Raw genomic sequence first — 16,702 nt, 5'->3', positions numbered from 1 at the left:
GAACCTTTTCTGCCCATAGAAAAACTCCTCCTTAGGTAGGCAAGCTTTGATTATTTGCTTGTCTACCCAAAGAGGAGTATATCCGAATTAATTAAGCTGGCCGGTTTTTAAATTTTCAGTCGATCATCAAGTTTACTGGTCTGTTACCCCCAAAAATTAATTATTGCCCGTTGCCGTACTATAACCATCTGTAGAAGAAGCAGTGCCACCGGTCGTTGTTGAAGACGTATCTCCATAATTCGTCGTTGAGCTACTATCGGTGTTTGCACTATAACTGTAGCTAGGCGTACTTGAGCTTGACGTTGCCGAGCTCGTGTCCGTATCGTTGCTATAACTATGCGTTGAAGCCGAACTACTGTTGTCACTACTTTCACTATAAGTCGAATATGATGAACTCGACGATGATTCTGGTTCACTATAGCTATACGTGCTCGAACTTGAGGTTGAAGACGATGCGTTATTCGCTTTCGCCAACTTCTTGCGATCCGTAATCAACTTCTGGTAATCATCGGCCGCTAACTGCGACTTTTTGCGATAAGCTTTCAGGTTTGCAAGTACTTTATCGACTGTCGTTGACGGGGTCGAAGCCTTGAGTTTATTTTTCTTGTTATATAATTTTTGAAAATCAGCATCATAGCTGACCACTTTCTTAACCGTTTTTCCCGTTGTCGTAAACAACTTGTCATACTTCTTAGCAAAGTACGGCTTACTACTCGTTAAGCCAGCAGTCGTCAACCGCTGCTGACCCTTAGTAATGGTGTCCATGGTCACGTCGGTCTTAAGTAACCCCTTAGCGTTGCGTAAATCTTGGTAACTAGTCCGGACCGTCAACATCTTAGCAGCCGTATCATGCTGTTTCTGCAAACGGGTCTTTTCACTTGAATCCTTCATATTATCAATATTATTTTGCAACTTGGTCAAAGTCGAGCTTGAGGCACTCGCCCGCAAGTCCCGTTGGGCTGATGATGTATAAACTTGGTCCACGATCTTTTCCGCATTGGTTCGTGCCGCAGCTTGAGTGGCTTGCCCATGGTTCCACATGAAGAAAGCTCCACCAGCAGCAACAACCAGAATCGCAACACCAGCCAACATCAACTTCCAGTTATAGCGCCGAGCTGGCTTCTTAAGATGTGGATTCTTTTCATCCGTTTCTAACTCAGAAAAGTCACGGTCGTCATCCGGCTGATCATCATGTGGTACCCGCTGTTCTTCGTGCCGAGCGACCCGTGACATGGTTGGCTTATTGGGCTGCTTGCCACCGTTGGGCTGCTGATCACCATACAACTCTTCACGTGATAATGGTAACTCAGGCTGCGTGTCATCATCCGCTTGTTCCGTCCCCTTGACCGCAATCCGCGGTTGCTGTTTACGAGCAACCGGTGGAATATGATCAGCTGGGATGCGCCTTTCGACCTTCGGCTGTTTAGCAGCAGTCGCTTGCGGATCCTTAGCGGTTGTGGCCGTGGCCTGAGATACAGCAGCCTTTGATGTCGCTGACTTGGGGACTGTGGACTTCGGGGCCGTGGATTGTGCTACCGCAGATGCGGCGGCCGCGGCACTCGATGTCGAAGCACTAGACTGTTGACTGTGCGTCTTGGCCTGACTGGCAGCTTCCTGACTAGCACGCCGGGCCATCCGCGTCATTGGAACTTCCGACGTTGCCGCCGACTGATGAACCTTGGTACTTGCTGTTGTTTTAGCCACACGCTTCTGATCAGACACTGCGGTGCTGGTTGCTTGTGACGCTTCCTTAGCGGCCCGCGCTGGTGCCGATTGAGCCGCACTAGCTGTCGTCGAAGCTGCGTGCTTGAAACGCTGGTCACTTACTGCCTGTGATGAGACCGCGCTGGCCGTCTTTGGCGCCGCCTGACTTGCTGTTGAGGCCGGTTTAGTTGCGGCGGACTTTTTAGTTATTTGCGCGGATTCCGCCTTTGCCGACGACTGAGAACCAGCCGAGCCTTTTTGCTTAACCGCACTAGTCGCCCCATGCTTGACGGGTGCCGTCGATTGTTTTGCAGCCTGGCGATCGTCTCCGGAATGGCGCGCTTTTTTAGCCACCTTTTCTGGTTCAATTACTGCGTCAACAGGTTGCTTTTCGGCACTGTTATTCGCCGTCGAGCGGGGAATATTGACCGTTGATTTTGCTTCGGCTTCGTCCGCCTTTGATGCGGCCGAGTCTTTCAGATCATAGGCCAAGGGGATCTGTTCATTATCTTGTTCAGTACTATCATCGTCGGGAATTGGCTCAGTAATCGAATTCCAGAGCCGTCTACCCAATCCTTCTTTTTTATTTTTTCTAGACAAAACCAACGCTCCTCGCCAATTTATAATTTACATTAGATTCCTGGTTAAGCGCCGACCAAAAATTTTTATCAATTTCGGTAAAATAACCATTAATAGTTAAATTATAGCATGGAATTGGCTACTGAGAAACCACTGGTCAAGCGGATTTGTGAATAACTGCCCAATACCTTAAATTAAGGTTAAAACTCTGCTATAATCGGCTTATCAAGATATTTGAAAGCGAGGAGTTCATATGGCTACTGCGAAAGTTATTTTTGCTACCATTACCGGTAACAACGAAGACGTTGCCGATATTATTACTGAAAAATTCGAAAAACTTGGGGTCGATGTTGCCAAAGAAGAAATCTCGCAAGCCGACGCAACTGAATTCAACGATGTTGATATTTGTGTTGTCGTCCCTTACACCTACGATGAGGGCGCCCTCCCTGAAGAGGGACTCGACTTCTACGAGGACTTACAGGATTTGGATTTAACCGGTAAGATTTACGGCTGTGCCGGCTCTGGCGATACTTTCTATGATGATGATTATTGCCGTGCCGTCACCGATTTCAGTAACGCGTTAAAGAAGGCTGGAGCTACTCAGGGTGCCAAGGACGTGTTCGTTAACCTTGCACCAGAAGCTGATGATGTAAAAGCCCTGGATGCATTTACTGAACAACTCGTTGCTAAAGTTCAGTAACCTGACTAGTTTGATTGAGTGAATAACAAAGAAACGCTTCAAGAATTCATGACTAATTCTTGAAGCGTTTCTTTTATTAACTGTTATCGACACATCATCCTGACGCTGATACCGAAAATCACAATCACCGTAATCACTTTTATTCAGTCCTTACGATTTCGAGCACGTTGTTTAATGGCGTTTCACACGCCGAAATCCGAGCCAACTACCGAACATGGTCAACCCCAATAGCACTGTTCCCATCACATTTGCACGACTTGGCGCTTCACCAGTTTGCGGTAAAGCCGATGTGCCGAGTTTGGCCGTTGCGGGCTGAACAGCTACCGAAGCTGATTCAGTCGGCCGTGATTCTTGATGATGACCGGCAACGATAGTTTGCGCGTGTTGTGAACTAACTGTGTTGGACGTCTGGCTCCGATGCGGCCATGAAGTGACTACTGATTTAGCCCCATTAGCCGTCGTTTGCATGCCAGAATTACGATCCGCACCCTTTCCATGATTCGTGCCAACCGCGGGTGTTGCGTCATCAATAACTGCATTTGCATCAACGTCAGCCGCATCACCCTCCATCTGGTCAGCATCATCCGTAGGTATTTCTGCTTGATCATCACCATCGATACTTCCAGTCGAGCCGCCGTTCACATCGTCATTGGTATTGGTAGCGCCTGGCTGTTCAGTATTCGTATCGCCATCGCTCGCCGCAACGACCGTGACTGTTGCCACGCGAGTGAAAACTTGACCACTCGCATCCGTATACTGATAAGTCACCTGGTAAACACCGGCTTGATTAGTATCGACCGTGCCAGTTACGACTAGGTCAGCAAGCGACAATTCACCGCCATTAACATCCGTAGCCAAGACTAAATTATCGCTTGGTTGCCACGACTCACCGACAGTAATAGTTGAATCATGAATCTGTAAATCGCTTTGGGATTCCGCCTGTTCGTCGGCCTCCTCGATAACCACCGTTACCGTCATCGTTGCCGTCACCAACTGACCAGTCTTGTCAGTAAATTGATACGTCAACCGATAGTCCCCGGCTGTAGTCCAATCTGGCGTTCCAACGACCTCAATGGCCGACCAGTCTAACGTTTGACCATCACTATCAGTGGCATTCTGAAAATTGCTTTGGGGCTGCCAAGTACTGGTTCCCTGCCCATCCGTATGCACCGTTGCGTGGTTTTGATATAAGTTCAAACTGGCTTGGTTTTCCTTAACAGTTACAGTAATCGTCTGCGTCTGACTACCATACGTGTAAGTAATCTGGTAATCACCCGGAACCATGGTGTTCACTTCACCTGTTATCGTCACATCGTTAAAGTCGATGGCGTGACCGTCTTTATCCGTCGCCCCGTCAAAACCGTCCTGCGCATGCCAAGTGCCACCAGCGTGTAACTCTGTATCATGGACAGTCAAACTTGTCTGGTCAGCTTTCACGATCACCAAAGCAGTGACCGTCTTACCTGCATACTTGAAAGTGACCTGGTAAGTACCCGGCTGACTTGTATTTACTCGGTCACCCGATAGTTTCACAGCCTGGGGATTAGCCACATAGAGGGCCTGAACATCGACTTTTTGACCAAATTGGTCGGTTAAACTCTCGATACTGTCCGTCCAGTTCCAATCATCGCCAACTTCCAGGGTAATGTCGTTGGCATCGATAACTGCTTGGTTTGCTTCCCAGATGTAGGTTCCAATCGGCGTATTTTTTCCTGAATACAGATTCATCAGTTCAGCACTAGTTAACCGTTGCTGGGGATTGGCTACATTTATCCAGTAACCGGTATATTGGTCATTAGCTTCAATGTCCATTAGCCCAACCGACTCGATTTTGGCTGGCGTCAAATCAGTATCCGGACCAAGTGTAATTTTTTGTAGACGCTCACATCCCGCAAACATGTCGAGATTTTGTTCAACGCGATGCAAATTAAAACCAGATAGATCCACCTCAGTTAAATTGGAACATCCTGAAAATAGCAAATGAATCCAAGTAACCTGATCTGTTTTGAACTGAGACCCGAATTTAACACTGGTTAAGTTGTGCATGTCCATAAACCAAGCAGCCATATTGTCAAGGCTATCAGTCTTCCATTTGGATAAGTCTAGCTCCGACAACCCCGTTTTGATAAACAAACCGCCTGCTTCTTTTAGGCTTTCAAAGTTCAAATTCTCGATACCAATAATACGAGTTAACTTTTCATTGGGACCAAACATGTAGTCCGCTTCACTTACTCGACGAGTGTCCCACCCTGAAATATTGATTGTCGTTAGTTGGCTAGTCCCTGGAGAATTGAAAAACAGGTAAGACATATCAGTCACATTTCCCACCTGCCAGCTGCTCAAATCTAGCTCCTTAACATGCGTATTTTCTGAAAAGAAATATCTTAAATCCGTCGCAGAACTAACATCAATTTTTTCAAGCCCTTCATAGTGTTCAACATTCGTCAAATTTTCAAAGAAGCCCCCACTATCACCTATAATGCGAATTGGCTTTGAAATCACAACTTTAACTATTTGTAACACCCACGATTTTGATTGCCACGGACTATCCCCATAGCAATCGTAAATATCGCCACCGTCCAACACTAACACACCAGAATCCGCGTCAAAATGCCATTTAATGCCATCGGCGTTGTAACCAGCACCCCAGATGCCGGCCATCGAGTCATCGTCTTCCATATCATCGTTGCGATAACCATCCGTGAGATGTGGGCGTTCTGGATTTCGAATCACGCCAGCCAAATCACCGCTTCCCCGCTCATTGATGGTTTCCGTTTTATGCTGCGACGACAAGACTTTTGCAGTACTATCCGTGTCAATATCTTGCGACTGCTCGTCGGCACTAACTGGCTGTTCAGAATCATCAGTTGTCGATTGGTTCGGATGCGTATCAAGTGTTGCAGTATGTTCGTCTGACGGAACGGGGGTCTCACTGTCAACTTGATCCGTGACCGGTACACTGACCTGATCAGAATTCGCATGCTCATCATCAGATTGATTGACAATCTCATCAGTATACTGTTCTTCAGCGGCCTGCACTTTAATTGGTTGAGCTTCAGTTACCAGTTCACTCATTGCGGATTCATCCATGGCGTCCGTTACTGGGGATTGCTGCTCAGCGTTACCTTCAGACAAAGTTGCCACTGCCGGTTCAGTCAATGCTTCTACGTGTGTTGATTCATCTGCTCGTCCCGTCACCACATTCATGTTCAACGTAACGAGCGTGATTCCAGCGAACAACCACACCTTACCACTCTTGTACATCTTGTACCGTTTCTTCACTTGTTCCATTAATTTCTCACTCCTTTATTAATTAACCTTGCCGACGTTTAATGCCGACGATGCTGGCTAAACCAGTCACCATTAACATCATGAGTCCCAGCAACCCGAAGCGATTAACTTGTTCGCTAGTTTGCGGTAGCTCACCAGCTACTGACGCTGGATGGCTGACTGGGGCCATAGTCACTTCCGGTTTAGCTGTATCAGCCTTAGCATAACGTTTAGCATCAATTCCGTCCTCATTGCGTTCAGCCGTATTCAGTTTCAAGTTATCACGAAACACCGTGGTCACTTGCTTCTCTAAACCACCGTTAAATTCTGGTCGCACTATCGTGTCTGCTTGCTCCCTTTGACTGCTGGAACCAGCGTTTGCGCCCGTTAAACCACTGTTAGGATCACTAGTATCAGGGTGTTCAGTAGTTCCCGGTTGTTCTGATTGTTCAGGAACTTCCGGCAGTTCTGGTTGATCAGGTGTCCCTGGCGCTGACGGTTCCCCTGGTGTTTCGGGGGTTTCAGGGGTTTCAGGGGTTTCAGGCTGTTCGGGTGTTCCTGGTTCTTCCGGTAACTCCGGTTCAGCTGGTTCTCCCGGTAACGGCGTTTCACCATTGCCAGCACCTTCGACTACCGTAATGGTGGCTGTTTGAGTCCACTGCAGGCCATTGGCGTTCGTGTATTGATACGTGATTTCATAAGTACCGGGTTGCGTCGTGTCAACGTCACCAATCACAACTAAGTCCGCTAGTGTTAATGGCCGTCCCGTCGCATCACTGGCACTTACGAAGTTGTCTGCCGCCTGCCAGTGGTCGCCAACTGTCACCGTTGTATCTTGAACAACCAGTTCTGTCAGGTCTTCAACGTCAGCCTCTTGTTCAGTCACCGTGACGGTCGTTGTCGCCGTGACTAACTGTCCGGTCAAGTCAGTGAACTGATAAACGACCTCATATGTCCCCGGCCGTGTTAAGTCTGGTTCTCCAAGCACCGTCACGTTCTGCCATTCCACTGAACGGCCATCTGCATCCGTTGCACTCGCAAAATTATCCCGTGGGCGCCAGACAGCGCTTCCCGTTGCGGGATCAATTTCAACCGCAACTTCTTGCGCATGCAAATTTAGTTGACTTTGATTAGCCACAACCGTGACAACCACGTTTGTTTGCCGACCCGCATAAGTTAGTATCACGTGATACGACCCTGGCCGGCTGGTGTCAACAGGCTCACCGCTAACTGTCACCGCTTGGGGGTCTGTACTGAACAAGACTCCTGGATCAACTAACTGGCCATTTTGATCAACTAGTTGCGCAATATTTTGTGTCCAGTCCCATTTTTGATTCAAGAAGAGCGTGCTGTCTTTACCGGTAATCGCGGCCGCAGAGACGGTTTCCCAGACAAACGTCGCCGTGTCAGCGTGGTTTCCCGAATATTGCGCCAGGAGTTCAGCACTCGTAAACGTTTGCGAGCTATCAGCTACGTTGACCCATTTGCCGGTATATTTGCTATTCTTAGGCACTTCCGGTAAATCAACTAAGGGTTGCGTGCCGTGTTGACTAAAATCAAGTCCCGGACCAAGTGTCAACGTTTGCAAACTTGTCAAACCAGCTAGCATTTGCCAGTTTTGTTCAACACTCTGCATATTGAAATGGGACAAGTCGAGCACCTTTAGTTTGGCATCATCATTAAACAAACTATTGATTTGAGTGACTTTAGCGACGGTAAACTGCGTACCGAATTCGATACGCTCCAAATCGGACATCTGCGCAAAGGCACCATCGATTTCAACCAGGCTGGCTGAATCAAAGCTCGTCAGATTCAAGTGACGGACGCCTGTGCGCGCAAACATGTTAGCCATCGTCGTCACACTGCGCGTATCCCAGTCAGTCAAACCGTCAATAGTTCGAAGTTGGCCGTTGAACTGGAACATATTTTGCATGTTGGCGACATTATGAGTATCCCAGCCACTGAGATTAAGGTATTTAAGTTCAGTACCCATGAAGTTCCCCATAAACATGTTCACCATTGTGGTCACATTGCCGACTTGCCAAGCACTCAAGTCCAGTCGCTCTAGCGAGGTATTTTCTTTGAACAGAGACTGCATGTTGGTCACAGCACTGGTATCAATCTTTTCTAACCCTTCGTAACGCGTCACGCTGTCAAGATTCGCAAACAGACTATTCATGTTAGTACCGGCAACAATTTTGTCAGCAATCACGATACACTTGATCATCGGCGCCCAAGACTTGCGACGCCAAGGATTATCCCCATAACTGTTATTTAACGTTCCCCCGTTCAGCGTTAGCGTGCCTGTACTGGCATCAAAGTGCCAATCAACGCCAAAGTTACCAGACATTTCATCCTCATCCGCCCTAGTCACAGCACGAGTATCAACGTGCTGTGACTCCACCTTAAGGTCATCTACCAGCTGATGCTGCTCAACATGTTGCAAGTCAGCGGCGGGTTTACGTTCTGACGCGTCAGCAGTATCGAGTAATAACTGTTCACTCGCTTCAGGCTGTTGTTCACTAACAGTCGATTCTGCGGCATTACTGAACAGATCGTCAGTCCGTGATGCTTCATAACTGTTCGTCGCGGGCGCTACCGTGTTTAGTCCGTTCACTGCTGCCATCGAATCAGCGGCTACCTCACTATTGGGCGCGCCAGATGTCCCGTTCAACGCAGCCGTTGATGCAGCGGATTGCGGCTCGTCATTAGTAGCTGGCTGTGCATCGATTACCGTCTGATTAGTAATCGAAGCGTTCTCATCATTAGCCACGACAACGTTATCCGTTTTAGAAACCGAACTTGCCAGTGTTTGATTGCTGCTACCTTGATTTTGAATTGACACACCGTTAGTCGCTACGACACTCGTTTCGCTAGTCGATGCAGATGTTGGTTCATCCGCATGTGCGGTTAACAGTTGAGTATTCAACAATAATAGTGAAGCGCTCGCAAACAACCACATCTTGCCACTTTTATACATTTTATAACATTTCACTTCTGATTCACGGTAATTGATAGTAATTCCCCATTTCTTCAAAAACAACCTAACTGACCTAACGATTAATCTCATTAAATAAAGTGTTCTTACTATATTTGATTATCGTGTTTAACTAGTACATCATTTACGGTTTTTAAATATACCATGGTACCCTCATAATGCTCAACTGATTATCACAATTCTAATTAACCTGTTATCATTATGATTAATCCGCTTGTTTATCGCAAAAATATAATTATCAACTCCCTATTTCTGCAATCGTTTTCATCGTGGTGATTCATTAATTCTGGTCGTTTTAGTATTCGACCACCACTATTCGTTCACCATACTGACAGTTGCATCATGCACCGGTCAGCTGTCACCATGGCGACTGACCAGTGTCTTCCAGTAATCCCCGGCCATCAAAAAAGCCTTGAGCAATATTACTGCTCAAGACCTGGTTTACCCATTCTAATAGCGTATTTCCCTAATTTGAATCGAAAGACTCCCCCCGCGTAATCATGAGCTAGTAGATACGATAATTGTCACTCGGCCCCGAGTCATTTGGATCGTCGTTTCACAACGATTTGTCGAATCGCATTATAAACTAGCTCAACGATGACAAACAGCACCGTGATACCCACAATATCAATTAAATACGAACTAAGTCGATAGCCCACCTTGCCGATCCACAAATCATACGGCCCTTGAATCAGTAAGAAATAGATGACTAACGTTTCAAAAATCGTCCGGGTATGCCGCCAAAACGATCGCCATTGCATTGATTTCACGCCCCTTCAAGTGGTGCCAACATTTGTAACGCCTGTTTGACCTGACTCACTGCTAATTGACTTTGATCACCGACCCGGCCGACGTGTCCAAAGGCAACTGCCGACCCCGTCAACTGACTGCAGACACTGTTATAACGACCAAACTTGCCCGTCGCCGTTGCCACGATTGGCACAACTAATTGCTGCCGTGCTTGCTCAGTTGCCGCCATTAATGCCAACACCGTCTGTGCATCATGTCCAGCCACTGTCACCCGCACGACATCAGCACCAGTTGCTGCTAATTCGTGATAAGTCGCCAATAAATCGTCAGTTGTTGCTGTCGTGACGGTCTGGCTCGCAATTAACCGAATTTCGTTGTCACGCATCTGTTTGGTCAACGTCATAAAATCTGGCTGATTGACCATGGCTAAGTCAATATCCACGCCAGCCACGCTTCGATTATTCACTAATGTTTGATAAGTTTGATAATATTCGGTCACTTCAGCTGGATCGTTTGCCAGCCCAAACATGGCAATTAATGGAATCGTCCCCAAAACTTGTTGCAATTGGGCCGCTGTATTGACTAACTCCGCACGGTTATCCAATTCCTGATAAGGATCTAACCGCCAAACAACAATTTGTGCCACCGAAGTTAAAATCTGCCCCGCTTTACGCAAGAGGTCCTCCCGTGTGGCCCCCGCTAAAACAACACCAATCTTAGGCATCCCTGTCGCTAACGTTAACTCCCCAACTGTAACTTCTTTCAAGACCATTCCTGCTTTCATTTTCATTCGAACAATGCGCGTCCGTTGCCGTTAAATTTTATCTACTCTTAACAATAGCAAATTTTCGCTGTTTTGACACTCAAAATTCATTTTTTGACTTAAAATTTAAAGCGCTTTTAATATTAACTTGTTAATACTGGCATCGCTTTCAGTTTGGCCTTACAATTAAGCATACTTTAGCTCACAAAGGAGTTCAACATGGAAAACGAAAAACAACTTCGATGGTCCAACATTGCTTTAATTGCATTCGTGGCGGTCTGGGGCCTAGGTAACGTTGTCAATAATTTTGCGTTACAAGGGCTTTCAGTCGTCACTTCTTGGATTTTGATCATGATTATTTATTTTATTCCCTACACCTTGATTGTGGGTCAACTGGGTTCGACCTTTAAGGATGCTGAGGGGGGCGTCTCATCTTGGATTCGAGCAACGAGTACCAAGCGCCTAGCTTACTATGCTGCCTGGACTTATTGGATCGTGCACATTCCGTACTTAGCACAAAAACCCCAAGGGATTCTAATTGCATTCAGCTGGCTGTTCCGCGGTAATGGGAACTTCGTCAACACGACACCTGCGTTAGTCGTTCAAGCCATTTGTTTAGTGCTATTCTTATTCTTCCTCTGGATTGCTTCATTGGGACTAACGACACTGAAACGCATCGGGAGCGTTGCTGGTACGGGGATGTTCATCATGTCGATTTTATTCATCATCTTGGCCGTATCAGCACCGTTTATGACCAAGGCGACTGTTCAGACACCGAACATGTTTTCACTCAAGTCCTACTTACCTAAGTTTGACTTTACCTACTTTACGACCGTTTCAATGTTAGTCTTCGCGGTCGGGGGATCTGAAAAGATTTCGCCGTACGTTAATAAAACCAAAAATCCGGGACGTGAGTTTCCGTTAGGCATGTTAGTGCTCGCAGGTATGGTCGCAATCTGTGCCCTGCTGGGTTCATTTGCCATGGGGATTCTGTTTAACTCCAAGCACATTCCCGCTGATTTGATGGCCAACGGTGCTTACTACGCGTTTCAACGACTAGGTGCCTTCTACCACGTGGGCAATCTGTTCTTGATCCTCTACGCAATTGCCAATGTGCTTGCCCAAATCTCCGCCTTAGCGTTCTCAATCGATGCGCCATTGAAGATTTTGCTTGGTGATGCCGACCCTGAATTTATTCCCAAAAAATTAAGTAAAATGAACAAGAAGGATGTGCCCGTCAACGGTTACATCTTAACTGGGGTTTTGGTCAGCACTCTCATTATCATTCCTGCATTAGGGATTGGAAACATGAATGAACTCTTTAATTGGTTATTGAACTTAAATTCGGTCGTAATGCCGATGCGCTACCTGTGGGTCTTTCTAGCTTACATGCTACTCAACAAGCACTTAAAGGAATTCAAGAGTGATTACAAGTTCCTGAAAAACCCAGTCGCTGGCCGTTTGGTCGGTGCTTGGTGCTTCCTGTTTACAGCATTTGCTTGCATCCTCGGAATGGTTCCAAAGACTTCCTACGCTAGCAATCCTAGCAGTTGGCTCTTCCAACTGACTTTAAATATTCTAACGCCAATTATCTTTGTTGCCTTAGGGATGATTTTGCCGATGATTGCTCGTCGTCATCGCACTAAAACCGCTTAGTGCGTCACCGATCTTTACGCCCGCATCGTCGCTCTACGCCTGCGGACTCACTGACTTTTTTGTAACGTTGATCGATAATCTATTCGCCACCGCTGACAGCGCAAAAAACTGTCAGCGATGGTTTTGGTATTACCAACCGTTGCTAGTAGGCATGCGTGTTCACGTAACATTTCAGTCACTAATTTGCGGCTCACAATCTTACACTTTTTACACGTTTAGCGGTATGATTCTTAGTGAATATAGTCAATCCAAATTTACCAAGCAGTCGCTCTTCAAGGAGGTTCTTATTATGGCTACCGTCGACGCTCTCGACATGTTTTTGACCGATTATGCCAATATCTCTCGTTACCTGAATACTCGCTTAAATTCACTACTGGCCACGCAACATCTTACCTTTGACGCTTTTTTAATCATGCATGAAATAGGTCAAAGCCCCCAGCCACTATTATTAATGGAGATCGCACATCAGCACCATGTCTCACGCAGCGCAATCTCACGCCAAATCGGAGTCCTCCTCAAACATCGATACATTGAGCAACAGGCTAATGCCACTGATCGCCGCCAAAAAGGACTTTCCTTAACGGCTACCGGCCGTCACCTAGATCAGCAACTAATGGCCACCATGCACAAAACGGTTCACCAGTGGACGACTCAATTGGGCCCGCAACGGGTGAAGACCCTGCTAGGCATCTTCACTGACTTTAACGAGCAAATTATCAATAATGAGGTTCCCGCCAGCGATTAATAACCAGCCATCCTCAGCTTCATCATTCGGCATTAGTCGTAACGTGCCCCATTTTAGTAAGCTGATTTTTATTCGTCGCCATTTCAAGTTACGGCTTTTAAAGGCCTTAATCAAAAAACGGCGCCATGGATGCTAGTGATTCTAGCGTCCATGGCGTCGTTAATTTTCAGTTACAATCAAAGCAGCTTACACTACGGTACGTTCGTCCGCGACTTGGCCGGCTCTGCCGCTAGTCATCTGCATGCACGTCAAAGGCATGCAACAACTGTTCTGAAACCCCTGGCGCATCTGGGTCGTGGTGACCTTTACCGGTATCTAAAGCTCGTAATTGGGCCATCTCAGTCGAAGTTAATTCAAAGTCGAAGATATCCCGATTACTCTTGATCCGTGCACTGTGCACTGATTTAGGAAAGACGATCACGCCTTCTTGATGTTCAAATCTAAGAATGATTTGACCAGCATCCTTATGATACTTAATAGCCAATTGTTGAATGATTGGTTCTTTGAATAATGCTTGATTGCCCTGACCCAAGGGCGCCCAAGCTTCTAATTTAACATCTTGTGCCGCGAGTAATTGGCGCAAGGGTTGTTGCTGAAAGTACGGGTTAAATTCAACCTGATTGACTGCAGGGATCGTTTCAAATTGTGGCACAAATTTTTGCCACAACGTTGGTGTCATATTGGAAACACCGATCGACTTTAATTTCCCGGCCTTTTGGGCTGCTTCCATTGCTTGCCATGCACCCGGAACATCGCCATAAGGTTGATGAATTAAGTACAAGTCAATATAGTCTAGTCGCAACTTAGTTAACGAACGATCGATGGCGCAACTGGCTGCATCAAAGCCGTAGTCTTGGAGCCAAAGTTTACTCGTCACCCAGATTTGGTCCCGTGGAATCCCACTATCCTTAATAGCTTGACCAACTTCGTCTTCGTTAAAATAGGCCACGGCTGTGTCAATGTGTCGATAACCAATCGCCAATGCTTCTTTGACTGCTTGATAAGTGGAACCGTCGTCTGGAATCTGGAAAGTGCCAAACCCAATTGCTGGAATCGCGCGGCCATCATTTAGCGTAATAGTTGGTGTTTTTGTCATTAATAATCACTCCTTAACTTATTCATGTAATTGTCGTAAACTAGCGCCAAAAATCTGTTCAATTGTCACAGGATCACGATGATCAAAGAACTGACTGACGCCCTGATCAAGTTCGGCCATTGCTGACATTTCTGCAGCTGTTAATTCAAAATCAAAAACAGCGATATTCTCAGCCATACGTTCAGGATGCACTGATTTTGGAATCACCGTAATCCCGCGTTGCAACAGCCAACGTAAGATGACTTGTCCGGTCGTCTTACCATGGGCCTGTGCGATAGTTTGAATACTTGGATTACTGAAAATCGCATGCTTACCTTCTGCAAACGGTGCCCAAGCTTCAACCCGTACGTGTTCACCTTGATTAAAGCGGACCTCGTCTGCTTGCTGGTACCATGGATTGACCTCGATTTGATTGACAGCTGGTTGCACGGACATGGTCAGTTCCAAGTTCTTTAGCTGATCCGCATAAAAATTGGAAACACCAATTGCGCGAATCTTACCAGCATGGTAAGCCTCTTCTAAAGCACGCCAAGCACCCATCACATCGCCATAAGGTTGGTGCAAAAGATACAAGTCCAAGTAGTCTACGCCTAAACGTTGTAATGACGCATCAATACCTTGCTTTGCACGTTCATAGGTGAATTCTGAGACCCACAGCTTGGAAGTGACAAAGAGTTCATCACGTCTAAGACCACTCTTTTGAATTGCCCGCCCCACTGCGGTTTCATTTCGGTATGCCGTTGCCGTATCAATTAAACGGTAACCAGCCTTTAAGGCCGCGGTCACCGCTGCTTCACATTCATTCAGGTCAGGGACTTGGAACACGCCGAATCCCAATTGGGGCATAACCACACCATTGTTTAATTTCGTTGTTGGAACCATCACGCATCAACCTTTCACTATTTGATTACAATAACAAGCATACCCGCAAACCTAATACTTGAAAATTACTACTTATTCATACTAGTATACATATAGCGCATACTAGTAACGGAGGTTCCTGATGATTGAAAATTATTTATTAGAAGAGCTGATCACATTCGCCCACGAGCACACGCTGGCTAAGACCGCGGCCGCATTAAACGTGACGCAACCAACTATCACTCGCGGCATGCAGAAATTGGAAACGATGCTCGCTGTTCGCTTATTTGATCGTCAACCCAATCGAATTACACTGACGCCCACTGGCCAGTTAGCCGCTCAGGAAGCTGAACAATTATTGACACAACAACGGACTTTTGTAACCAAAATACAAAACTACGAGCAAAGCTTAGTCACACGTACCGTCGAAACCACCCTACCTGGTCCACTTGCCTTACTCACCCATCTCAAAACGGTATTACCTAATACATTGCGAGTTAGGCAACCATTGATTGCCGACGACCAAATCACTGAGCATCTCATTAACCGCCAGGCAAGTTTCATTTTCTCTAATCAGGAAATTCTGACGGCCGGCATTGAATCTCGCTTCATCGGTACTGAAAATCTCGTGGTCCATTTACAGCGATTCATGTACCGTGCGAACCAACCTAGTATCACATTCGCCGAACTTAAGGGAATTAGCTTCGTAGTTCTAAGCGCAATCGGTATTTGGAAAGATATTATTCAGCAGGCCATCCCAGATGCTAAATTCTTATACCAACCCCAACGCACGGCCTTTACAGAAATCACTAAATACTCCGATTTCCCGTACTTCAGTACTAACTTTACCGCATTGGCGCCTCACCAGCTAGATAGCCAAGCCGATGATGACAATCGAGTCGCTATCCCGATTAGCGATACTCGTGCTCACATGCCAATCTATGTCAATTATCTTGTTAGCAATCGACAATCATTAATGCCCCTATTCAAGCAATTTGAAGCCGCGTGGCCAGCCAATCTCAAGCATACTGCCACGCCCTAGCAGCTACCATAGTTAAGCCGTTCGGTCTAAAACTGCAAAATGAAGTGTTACGCTCAATCACAGGGGGTATATACTGGTTGAAGCTCGCCCTCCCAGTTCTTGATAGCAAAAGAGGTCCACACGCTCGCTTAGCTAATCTAATGCGAGCGTGTGGACCTCTTTTCGTATTAAGTTTGGTTCGTTCAAGTCTTAATCTTAAACATGGACCCTAATGTGATGATTAGTTGCAGAAAAAACAGTTAAACAAGCATTCCACGCCAATCATCTTCTAACAGCAAGCCGTTTAGCAGATTTGAACTGCCGACCTCTTCCTTACCATGGAAGTGCTCTACCTGCTGAGCTAAAACGGCGTTAATTGACCCTATCCAGTATACCAAAAGCATGTCTAAATTCAAACTGTACTGGTTGACATTCAACGTAAAAAAAAGAAATCGAATTAACGATTCCTTAGGCTGCATGGCAACGTCCTACCCTCGCAGGGAGCGATCCCCCAACTACTCTCGGCGCTAAGAAGCTTAACTTCTGTGTTCGACATGGG

Annotated in this window: 11 protein-coding genes, 1 tRNA gene and 1 rRNA gene; 4 read left to right on the top strand and 9 right to left on the bottom strand. The window is 46.5% G+C overall.

Annotation, left to right across the window (positions count from 1 at the left end; genetic code table 11):
- Positions 1–156: 156 nt before the first annotated feature.
- Complete coding sequence (locus tag ACOV1R_RS14015) at positions 157–2,310, bottom strand: hypothetical protein (protein WP_027822871.1); 2,154 nt, start codon at positions 2,308–2,310, stop codon at positions 157–159.
- A gap of 226 nt (positions 2,311–2,536) precedes the next feature.
- On the opposite strand from ACOV1R_RS14015, the gene ACOV1R_RS14010 reads away from it, so the two are divergent.
- Positions 2,537–2,983, top strand: coding sequence for a flavodoxin (locus tag ACOV1R_RS14010; RefSeq protein ID WP_003642531.1), 447 nt, complete (start codon positions 2,537–2,539; stop codon positions 2,981–2,983).
- 171 nt (positions 2,984–3,154) lie between these two features.
- Here the strand turns inward: ACOV1R_RS14010 and ACOV1R_RS14005 are convergent, their stop codons facing one another.
- The 4 genes from ACOV1R_RS14005 to ACOV1R_RS13990 form a co-directional block, all read right to left on the bottom strand.
- Entirely contained in the window at positions 3,155–6,274 is a 3,120-nt protein-coding gene (locus tag ACOV1R_RS14005; RefSeq protein WP_027822869.1) for a bacterial Ig-like domain-containing protein, read from the bottom strand.
- 22 nt (positions 6,275–6,296) lie between these two features.
- The gene (locus ACOV1R_RS14000) at positions 6,297–9,323 is read right to left on the bottom strand and encodes a BspA family leucine-rich repeat surface protein (protein ID WP_072540780.1); all 3,027 of its coding nucleotides are present in this window, start codon (positions 9,321–9,323) and stop codon (positions 6,297–6,299) included.
- Between the two features lie 467 nt (positions 9,324–9,790).
- On the bottom strand, positions 9,791–10,012 hold the full coding sequence (locus ACOV1R_RS13995; RefSeq protein ID WP_003642528.1) for a hypothetical protein: 222 nt from the start codon (positions 10,010–10,012) through the stop codon (positions 9,791–9,793).
- 5 nt (positions 10,013–10,017) lie between these two features.
- Entirely contained in the window at positions 10,018–10,791 is a 774-nt protein-coding gene (locus ACOV1R_RS13990; RefSeq protein ID WP_021357476.1) for a type I 3-dehydroquinate dehydratase, read from the bottom strand.
- 192 nt (positions 10,792–10,983) lie between these two features.
- On the opposite strand from ACOV1R_RS13990, the gene ACOV1R_RS13985 reads away from it, so the two are divergent.
- Together ACOV1R_RS13985 and ACOV1R_RS13980 are read left to right on the top strand one after the other, a co-directional pair.
- A complete protein-coding gene (locus ACOV1R_RS13985; protein ID WP_054519388.1) occupies positions 10,984–12,420 on the top strand; it encodes an APC family permease in 1,437 nt (478 codons plus the stop codon).
- Positions 12,421–12,709: 289 nt separating this feature from the next.
- Positions 12,710–13,165, top strand: coding sequence for a MarR family winged helix-turn-helix transcriptional regulator (locus ACOV1R_RS13980; RefSeq protein WP_015380772.1), 456 nt, complete (start codon positions 12,710–12,712; stop codon positions 13,163–13,165).
- Between the two features lie 229 nt (positions 13,166–13,394).
- Here ACOV1R_RS13980 and ACOV1R_RS13975 read toward each other — a convergent pair whose 3' ends face one another.
- Positions 13,395–14,261 (bottom strand): aldo/keto reductase, encoded by an 867-nt coding sequence (locus tag ACOV1R_RS13975; RefSeq protein ID WP_015640852.1) that lies wholly within the window; start codon positions 14,259–14,261, stop codon positions 13,395–13,397.
- Positions 14,262–14,279: 18 nt separating this feature from the next.
- Positions 14,280–15,143, bottom strand: a complete 864-nt coding sequence (locus ACOV1R_RS13970; protein WP_054519398.1) for an aldo/keto reductase — start codon at positions 15,141–15,143, stop codon at positions 14,280–14,282.
- Positions 15,144–15,264: 121 nt separating this feature from the next.
- Here ACOV1R_RS13970 and ACOV1R_RS13965 point away from each other — a divergent pair, with 121 nt between their 5' ends.
- Positions 15,265–16,164, top strand: a complete 900-nt coding sequence (locus ACOV1R_RS13965; RefSeq protein WP_015380775.1) for a LysR family transcriptional regulator — start codon at positions 15,265–15,267, stop codon at positions 16,162–16,164.
- 277 nt (positions 16,165–16,441) lie between these two features.
- Here ACOV1R_RS13965 and ACOV1R_RS13960 read toward each other — a convergent pair.
- Positions 16,442–16,514 (bottom strand) — tRNA-Thr (locus tag ACOV1R_RS13960).
- A gap of 104 nt (positions 16,515–16,618) precedes the next feature.
- Positions 16,619–16,702 (bottom strand): 5S ribosomal RNA (gene rrf / locus ACOV1R_RS13955); the annotation flags it as partial.

Source organism: Lactiplantibacillus sp. YT640, assembly GCF_049745435.1.
Classification (GTDB): Bacteria; Bacillota; Bacilli; order Lactobacillales; family Lactobacillaceae; genus Lactiplantibacillus; species Lactiplantibacillus plantarum.
This window is presented reverse-complemented; position numbering and strand designations above follow the sequence as displayed.

What these genes read in the sequence shown, in the direction of transcription:
- ACOV1R_RS14005 (WP_027822869.1), bottom strand. Translation starts at nt 6,274, where the DNA reads ATGGAACAAGTGAAGAAACGGTACAAGATGTACAAGAGTGGTAAGGTG.
- ACOV1R_RS13980 (WP_015380772.1), top strand. Translation starts at nt 12,710, where the DNA reads ATGGCTACCGTCGACGCTCTCGACATGTTTTTGACCGATTATGCCAAT.
- ACOV1R_RS13965 (WP_015380775.1), top strand. Translation starts at nt 15,265, where the DNA reads ATGATTGAAAATTATTTATTAGAAGAGCTGATCACATTCGCCCACGAG.
- ACOV1R_RS13985 (WP_054519388.1), top strand. Translation starts at nt 10,984, where the DNA reads ATGGAAAACGAAAAACAACTTCGATGGTCCAACATTGCTTTAATTGCA.
- ACOV1R_RS13970 (WP_054519398.1), bottom strand. Translation starts at nt 15,143, where the DNA reads ATGGTTCCAACAACGAAATTAAACAATGGTGTGGTTATGCCCCAATTG.
- ACOV1R_RS14000 (WP_072540780.1), bottom strand. Translation starts at nt 9,323, where the DNA reads ATGAGATTAATCGTTAGGTCAGTTAGGTTGTTTTTGAAGAAATGGGGA.
- ACOV1R_RS13990 (WP_021357476.1), bottom strand. Translation starts at nt 10,791, where the DNA reads ATGAAAATGAAAGCAGGAATGGTCTTGAAAGAAGTTACAGTTGGGGAG.
- ACOV1R_RS14010 (WP_003642531.1), top strand. Translation starts at nt 2,537, where the DNA reads ATGGCTACTGCGAAAGTTATTTTTGCTACCATTACCGGTAACAACGAA.
- ACOV1R_RS13995 (WP_003642528.1), bottom strand. Translation starts at nt 10,012, where the DNA reads ATGCAATGGCGATCGTTTTGGCGGCATACCCGGACGATTTTTGAAACG.
- ACOV1R_RS13975 (WP_015640852.1), bottom strand. Translation starts at nt 14,261, where the DNA reads ATGACAAAAACACCAACTATTACGCTAAATGATGGCCGCGCGATTCCA.